Origin of the sequence: Flavobacterium sp. (assembly GCF_044338735.1) — a bacterium.
In the GTDB taxonomy this organism is placed as follows: Bacteria; Bacteroidota; Bacteroidia; order Flavobacteriales; family Flavobacteriaceae; genus Flavobacterium.
Genome location: NZ_JBIIWV010000100.1, coordinates 1 through 8059 on the forward strand (window position 1 = coordinate 1; position 8059 = coordinate 8059).

At 32.0% G+C, this 8059-nt stretch carries 9 protein-coding genes; 2 read left to right on the forward strand and 7 right to left on the reverse strand.

The features are described 5' to 3' along the window. Positions 1-31 precede the first annotated feature (31 nt). Entirely contained in the window at positions 32-730 is a 699-nt protein-coding gene (locus ACIQZC_RS07445) for a response regulator transcription factor (protein ID WP_396138606.1), read from the forward strand. A 32-nt stretch (positions 731-762) separates the two neighbouring features. On the opposite strand, the gene miaA is transcribed toward ACIQZC_RS07445, so the two are convergent. The 7 genes from miaA to ACIQZC_RS07480 all read right to left on the reverse strand — a co-directional run bounded on the left by miaA (position 763) and on the right by ACIQZC_RS07480 (position 7556). Next, on the reverse strand, positions 763-1698 hold the full coding sequence (gene miaA, locus ACIQZC_RS07450) for a tRNA (adenosine(37)-N6)-dimethylallyltransferase MiaA (protein WP_396138607.1): 936 nt from the start codon (positions 1696-1698) through the stop codon (positions 763-765). A gap of 2 nt (positions 1699-1700) precedes the next feature. After that, positions 1701-3062, reverse strand: coding sequence for an exonuclease domain-containing protein (locus ACIQZC_RS07455; RefSeq protein WP_396138608.1), 1362 nt, complete (start codon positions 3060-3062; stop codon positions 1701-1703). Positions 3063-3172: 110 nt separating this feature from the next. Next, positions 3173-3520 (reverse strand): four helix bundle protein, encoded by a 348-nt coding sequence (locus ACIQZC_RS07460; RefSeq protein WP_396138609.1) that lies wholly within the window; start codon positions 3518-3520, stop codon positions 3173-3175. A gap of 54 nt (positions 3521-3574) precedes the next feature. Then, positions 3575-4234: a YggS family pyridoxal phosphate-dependent enzyme gene (locus ACIQZC_RS07465; protein ID WP_396138610.1), complete on the reverse strand. Its 660-nt coding sequence runs from the start codon at positions 4232-4234 to the stop codon at positions 3575-3577. Positions 4235-4249: 15 nt separating this feature from the next. Further along, on the reverse strand, positions 4250-5467 hold the full coding sequence (locus ACIQZC_RS07470) for a DUF1015 domain-containing protein (RefSeq protein WP_396138611.1): 1218 nt from the start codon (positions 5465-5467) through the stop codon (positions 4250-4252). Positions 5468-5539: 72 nt separating this feature from the next. After that, on the reverse strand, positions 5540-6427 hold the full coding sequence (locus ACIQZC_RS07475; protein WP_396138612.1) for a 3-hydroxyacyl-CoA dehydrogenase family protein: 888 nt from the start codon (positions 6425-6427) through the stop codon (positions 5540-5542). A gap of 163 nt (positions 6428-6590) precedes the next feature. Further along, a complete protein-coding gene (locus ACIQZC_RS07480) occupies positions 6591-7556 on the reverse strand; it encodes a Gfo/Idh/MocA family protein (protein ID WP_396138613.1) in 966 nt (321 codons plus the stop codon). Between the two features lie 154 nt (positions 7557-7710). Between ACIQZC_RS07480 and ACIQZC_RS07485 the strand changes: the two genes are divergently transcribed. Next, positions 7711-8059: protein-L-isoaspartate O-methyltransferase (locus ACIQZC_RS07485; RefSeq protein WP_396138614.1), on the forward strand; the 349-nt coding region annotated here is incomplete at its 3' end.

Sequence of the window (8059 nt, forward strand, 5' to 3'; positions counted from 1 at the left end):
TTAATAAATTAAAAAGAAATATTCAATTACTATGGAAGGAAAAAAAATATTACTAGTAGAAGACGATCCAAACTTTGGAGCTGTTTTAAAAGATTATTTAATGATCAATGATTTTGAAGTTACGTTAGCTAAAAACGGAATGGAGGGATTTGAAAAGTTTAAAAAAGACACTTATGATTTATGTATTTTAGACGTGATGATGCCTTACAAAGATGGGTATACCTTAGCTAGGGAAATTCGCGAAAAGAATCAAGAAGTGCCAATTATTTTCTTGACGGCAAAAACACTTAAGGAAGATGTGTTGAAAGGTTATAAAGTAGGAGCTGATGATTATTTAAATAAGCCATTTGACTCTGAAGTATTGTTGATGAAAATTAGAGCAATTATTCAAAGAAAAGCATCTGAGGTTAAACCAGATACAACTAAATTTGAGTTTGAAATTGGAAAATTCCATTTGAATTCAAAGTTACGTTTCTTAACATTTCCGGGTCAAGAGCCTATTAAATTATCGCCTAAGGAATGCGAATTATTAAAAATGTTAGCATTACATGAAAATGATTTAATGCCTAGAGAGTTAGCCTTGACAAAAATTTGGAGAGACGACAACTACTTCACTTCAAGAAGTATGGATGTTTATATAGCTAAATTAAGAAAATTCTTAAAGTTAGATGCAGGTGTAGAAATCTTGAATATTCATGGTGAAGGTTTTAGATTGGTAATCAAAAAATAACGAATAAAGCTCTGAGAAATCGGGGCTTTTTTTTACTTTTTTATTTTCGAATTGACGATAGATAAAATTTCATCTCTATCGGTTAAAAAATCAAACCAACTCACATTTTCTGTTCGTTTAAACCAAGTCATTTGTCGTTTGGCAAATCTTCGAGTGTTCATTTTAATTTGTTCAATGGCATTTTCGAGTAATTTAGCATCTTCAATGGTAGCATCAAAATAATCAAATAATTCTCTGTATCCCACGGTTTGCAGTGCATTCAACTGTTTGTTTGGATACAAAGCTTGCACTTCGGCTAAAAGTCCTTCGTTAAGCATCAAATCTACCCGTTGATTGATTCTATCGTACATGATTTCTCTTTCCGCTTCTAATCCAATGATAATAGGCGTAAAGTTTCTAATGTTTTTTCGTTTGCCAATGAAACTCGAATAGGGTTTTCCACTTCCGATACATACTTCAACAAAACGTTTCATACGCTGCGGATTTTGTAAGGTTTGCGGATTTTCAGTTTGTAATTTTTGAAAATATTCCGAATCTAACATTTGTAATTGTTCTTGCAAATAGTCAATCCCAAATGCATCGTATTTTCTATTTATTTCAGCTCTTACCGAAGGATCAATTTCTGGAAACTCATCAAACCCTTTCAACACGGCATCTACATATAATCCAGAACCGCCGACCATAATTTGAATGTTGTTTTTTTGAAACAATTCGTCCAATTTCGTTAAAGCTTCTTCTTCAAAATCACCCACTGAATACGAATCAAAAATGGATTTATTTTGTATAAAATGATGTGGTGCTGCAACTAATTCTTCCTCACTTGGAACAGCGGTACCAATTTTCATTTCTTTAAAAAATTGCCGGCTATCGCACGAAATAATATCGCAACCAAAATGTTGTGCCAAAGCAATGCTTAAGGAAGTTTTTCCTATAGCGGTGGGGCCTATTATGGTGATGAGGTAGTTCAATGCTAAAACGTAATTACTTTAGACACTTTATTTCTTCGCAAATAACTTTGAATGATTGTTTTTACATCACGATTGTGTTGCATCGGAATAATGATGTTTTTAAGAACATTTACATTGGTAATTTGGTAATTTAAATCAAAAAAACAATAACCTTTGTAGACGCCACTTTCAATCAAAACAGCACTTCGTTCTTCAAAACCCCGACCTCTATCCACAACAATCATATTATTATTTTCAAACGAATTTTCTTCAATAAAATCAAACACGCGTTCGTTGTAGTTTTCAACATTTTCTTTACCTAAACAGGCGCCATTACATTCTTTAATTTTGTATTGAAAACAGCCGTTTTTTGTGTCATATAAACCGTTTACTTTTTGACAAAGGTTATATTTTTCTGTTATTTTGAATAATACATTTTTACCTTCTTGCAAGGTGGTAAAAGAGGTGATTTCTTTTTTCCTACCATCTGCTTTTTCAATGGTTAAAGCGATATAGCCTTCCTCGTTTTTATGTTGGTACAACGCATATTGAAAAATGCTTTTTCGTTGCGCTCGGTTGTAAATAGGCTTGTTGATTTTAATTTCTTCACTTTCTTTCAATAGCGCAACAAGTTCGCTACCTGTTTCCTCAAAAGTTACGGCATATACATCGCGTTGTATTTTTTTACTTTTACTATTTATACCAGTAAAATGCTGATTGACGCGCTTTTTAATGTTTTTACTTTTTCCAATGTAAATTAAATCTCCTTTTTCATTATGAATATAATATATTCCTGTTTTTGATGGTAAATTTTCAACAATGTCTAATAATTTTGGTGACATTCCCGATTTAATTTCGGTTTTGACAAAACTTTTTAAAATCTCTTTTTCTACATCTTTCGCCAAAAGCATTTTAAATAATTTTACTGTAGCCAAGGCATCTCCACTCGCTCTGTGTCTGTCTGCCATAGGAATTCCTAGCGCGCGAACTAACTTTCCTAAACTATAAGAAGATTGATCGGGAATAAGTTTTTTGGAAAGTTCCACCGTACAAAGCGTTTGTTTTTTGAAATCATAGCCCAAACGTCTGAATTCGGTTTGTAAAATTCGGTAATCGAAACTGGCGTTATGAGCTACAACAATTGTTCCTTCGGTGATTTCAATAATGCGTTTTGCAACTTCATAAAATTTTGGAGCACTGCGTAACATGGCATTGTTAATACCCGTCAATTTTACCACAAAAGGCTGAATTGGCTTTTCCGGATTCACTAAACTAATAAATTGATCCACAACCTCATGGCCATCATATTTATAAATAGCAATTTCGGTAATACCTTCTTCGTTGTATTGTCCTCCAGTGGTTTCTATGTCGAGTATTGTGTACATATTCAATGTCAATGTCAATTTCAAAAATCAATGTCAATTTCAAAAATCAATGTCAATAAAAAAAATATTAAAAATTGAAATTTGCTATTGTAATTGATATTGCTATTGAATTATTTTTTGTTTATTATCATTTTTGATGAAATTGCAATTAGCCCTTCAACTTCAGTTAAAAGTAAATTTCTTTTTTCTTCATCACCTTCTTTTATATAATCTAAAATTTTTAATGAGTTTCTTGATTCTTTTAACTCTTTAACTACTAGTGAAACTTTAAAAACAAAATCTTTATCAGTAATTGTACCTTGAGCTTCTCCAAAATTTAAAGAAGCGCTTCCAGATGAACGAATTAACTGATTTTTATAATATTCATTTTCAAATAATTTATCTAATTGTCTTGTAAAGAAAATACATTCACCCGCAAATCGAACTAATCTATCCTCAAAATTGAATATTTTCTCCATTTATATTTAAATCGTTGTTTTTTGTAATTATTATTGAATTTTTTTAATTGATATTTATCTTCCGCCAAAGATACTACTTCCTATTCGAACCATTGTGCTTCCGCACGAAATTGCAAGTTGATAATCACCAGACATACCCATGGAAAGAATTGATAATTGATAATTGATAACTGATAATTTGTTTGTTTTATCAAAAATAGATTTTAAATGGTTGAATTCTTTTTCGATTTGGTTTTGATTTTCAGTGAAGGTTGCCATTCCCATTAAACCAACAATCTTTATGTTTTCTAAACTTTTAAAATCATCAGAAGTTAAAATATGATTCAGTTCTTCTTCATCTAAACCAAATTTAGTTTCTTCTTCGGCAATATGAATTTGTAATAAACAATCAATAACTCTATTGTTTTTTTTGGCTTGTTTATTAATTTCTCGCAATAATTTTAAACTATCTACACCGTGAATCAAACTCACGTATTCTGCCATAAATTTTACTTTATTGGTTTGTACGTGGCCAATCATATGCCATTCAATATCTTTTGGCATTTGTTCCCATTTCTCAGTCATTTCTTGGATTTTGTTTTCTCCAAAAATACGCTGACCAGTAATATACGCTTCCATTAAATCAGCTACAGGTTTGGTTTTTGAAACCGCAACCAAAGTCACGTGAGCTGGAAGTTGGGATTTTATTTCGGTGAGGTTTTTAGTTATTGACATTTTTGTATCCTTTATTTACAATTCATAAACCACTAAACCACTTCTAAATTTTGGTTCAATGTAGGTTGATTTTGGTGGCATAATTAAATTGTTGTCGGCAATGGTTTTAATTTCTGACATATTAGTAGGGTAGAGCATAAAGCCCACTTCATATTCGCCTTCATCCACTAAATCTTTAATAACAGAAATGCTTTGTTTTCCAGGTATGTAATCAATACGTTCGTCGTTACGCAAATCTTCAATACCTAATAAGGGATGTAAAACCGTATCATATAAAATTTGTGCATCTAAGTTTTCTAAAACAGAAGCCTTATTTTGATTTTGCTTATAAAACAACGCATAAAAACTTCCATCTAAATACATTCCAAATTCAAATTTATTTTGCGGTTTCCATAATTCTTGATCCTTAGGTTTGATGATAAAATTATCCGATAATTTAGTAATGAAATCATCTTTTGATAAACCATTTAAATCGCGAATAATTCTATTAAATTCATAAATTTTTACATTGCTTTCGGCTATTAAAAAACTCATAAAATAATTTAGGTTTTTATTGCCTAAATGTTTGTCTTGTTCAAACAATAATTCTGCAGAAGCCGAACGGTGGTGCCCATCAGCTATATATAAATTCGGAATTTTTTCAAAATGTTCTTGTAACCATTCTATTTCTGATTGTGTTTCAATCTTCCACAAGGTGTGTTTTTCTTTATTTGGAGTTGCAAATGCATAAATGGGTTCGCTCTTTTTTCGTAAAGAAATAAAGGTGTTTATTTCAACAGAATCGGGATACGTAATCAAAACGGGTTCTGTGTTAAAACCGGTTTGATGCAAATAATCTTTAAATAATTCTACGCGATATTGTAAGGTGTCTTCGTGTTTTTTAATCTGATTTTTCTGATATTCTTCAACAGAAGTTCCTGCAATAATTCCAGTAAATGTTTGGTATTTGGTTTGTATTTCGTACAAATAAAAAACGGGTTGTTCTTCGGCAATTAAAATAGTTTCGTTTTTAAAATCTTGATATTTATGCAAAACACCTTTAAAACGCTTGTCTAAAGTAATCTTTTGAGTATTCGCATACGCGGGATGAATCACGTGCAAAAACGAATACGGATTGAAACTTAGCCAAGCCGCAAGCTCTGCAGAACTATAATCTTCATAGGTTCTACAAGTTACCAAAGCGACTTTATCTGCCGATGGACGAACTGCTTTAAAAGGGATTATTTTTGCCATTTTTTAGTCGAAAGTCGAAAGTCATAAAGTCGAAAGCAGTCACTTTAAGACCTTCGACATTAGACTTTAAGACTAATTAAATTGTTTTGAAACTTTCTCTGCTTTTTTACTTTCAGAATAATCATAGAACCCTTCACCAGATTTCACACCTAATTTCCCAGCCATTACCATATTTACTAGTAGCGGACAAGGTGCATATTTTGGATTTTTAAATCCGTCGTACATTACGTTTAAGATAGACAAACAAACGTCAAGACCAATGAAATCAGCTAATTGTAACGGTCCCATTGGATGAGCCATTCCTAATTTCATCACAGTATCAATTTCAGACACACCCGCCACACCATTATATAACGTTTCAATAGATTCGTTAATCATTGGCATTAAAATTCTGTTGGCTACGAAACCTGGATAATCGTTTACTTCTGTTGGTATTTTACCTAATTTTACAGATAAATCCATAATAATTTTAGTCACTTCATCTGAAGTAGAATACCCACGAATGATTTCAACTAATTTCATAATCGGCACTGGGTTCATAAAATGCATTCCGATAACTCGTTCCGGATGAACTACTTGAGCACCAATTTGAGTAATTGAAATAGAAGACGTGTTACTCGCTAAAATTACATTATGGTCACAAATATCACTTAATTGTTTAAAGATATTCATTTTTAGCGTTACATTTTCTGTTGCAGCTTCCACAACCAAATCGCAACCCACAACGCCATCTTTAATATCCGTATAAGTTATAATATTTGAAATGGTTTTGTGTTTATCTTCTTCAGTGATGCTTCCTTTAGTTACCATTCTGTCTAAGTTAGCGGCAATAGTTGCCATTCCTTTTTCTAATGATTTTTCAGAAATATCAATTAATTTTACGGTAAATCCTGCTTGTGCAAATGTATGAGCAATTCCGTTGCCCATTGTTCCTGATCCTATTACGGCTATTTGTTTCATAGTAGCCCCCTAACCCCCAAAGGGGGGAATTCCTACTAGGGGTAAGTAGGGTTTATAAATTTGAATTATATATTTTTTTTTGTCAATTACTATTTCTAAATTGAGTTATATCAAATAGTTGATTTTACTCCGTTTTAATTTCCCCTTCGGGGGGTTAGGGGGCTTATTTTCCCATAGAATCTATAATCATATACGCTACACGCAACGCTTCTGTTCCATCTTCTAAAGTTACAATTGGAGTTGTATTGTTATTGATAGCATCTGCAAACGATTCCAATTCATCTAAAATGGCGTTGTTTGGGTTTACGTTTGGATTATCGAAATAAATTTGTTTTTTCACACCTTCTGCATTTTGTAAAATCATATCAAAATCGCCTGGAATTTCTGGTGCGTCTTGCATACGAACGACTTCGCAAATTTTATCTAAATAATCTACAGAAATGTAAGCATCTTTTTGAAAGAAACGTGATTTACGCATATTTTTCATAGAAATTCTACTCGCTGTAATGTTTGCCACACAACCGTTTTCAAACTCTAAACGCGCATTTGTAATGTCTGGAGAATCAGAAATTACAGAAACACTACTTGCATTTACTGTTTTTACTTTCGATTTTACTACGCTTAATATCGCGTCAATATCGTGAATCATTAAATCTAAAACCACAGGAACATCTGTACCACGCGGATTAAATTCTGCCAATCGATGTGTTTCAATAAACATCGGTTTGTCAATTTTATCTTTCACAGCAGTAAATGCCGGATTGAAACGTTCCACATGACCAACTTGACCTTTTACTTTATATTTAGTGGCTAAAGCAACGATTTCATCTGCTTCTTCAACTGTTGTGGCGATTGGTTTTTCTATAAAAATATGTTTTCCAGCTTCAATTACCATTTTGGCACATTCGAAATGTTGAATCGTTGGAGTAACAATATCAACCACATCAACAGCAGCAATAAGTTCAGCAATTGAATCAAATTTTTTATAGCCAAATTCGGCAGCCACTTTAGTAGCATTTTCTTCAAAAGCATCGTAGAAACCTACTAACTGATATTTCGAAGATTGATTTAATAATCGTAAATGTATTTTTCCGAGGTGTCCAGCACCTAAAACTCCTATTTTTAGCATAAGGTAAAATTTTATCAAAAGTACTAATTATTACATAAATTCCAATATTGAAATTCCAAATTCCAATGATTTAATAATGTTGTTTTATTTGGGATTTTGAATTTGCATTTTGATTATTTTCAAGCTAATTTTACGAAATAAATTTCCACCTAAATTGAAAGATACAAGCAAACATCAAGGACTTAGAAATCAATTGGTAAAACAATTAGAAGAAAAAGGAATTACCGATAAAAATGTGTTGGGATCTATTGGCAAAGTACCCCGACATTTATTTTTAGATTCTAGTTTTGAAAATTTTGCTTATCAAGATATGGCATTTCCTATAGGTGCTGATCAAACAATTTCTCAACCGTTTACTGTAGCTTTTCAAACCCAACTTTTAGAAATAAAAAAAGGGGATAAAGTATTGGAAATAGGAACCGGAAGTGGTTATCAAACAGCGGTGCTTTGTTTATTAGGTGCAAGTGTATATAGTATTGAGCGACAAAATAAATTGTTTAAAA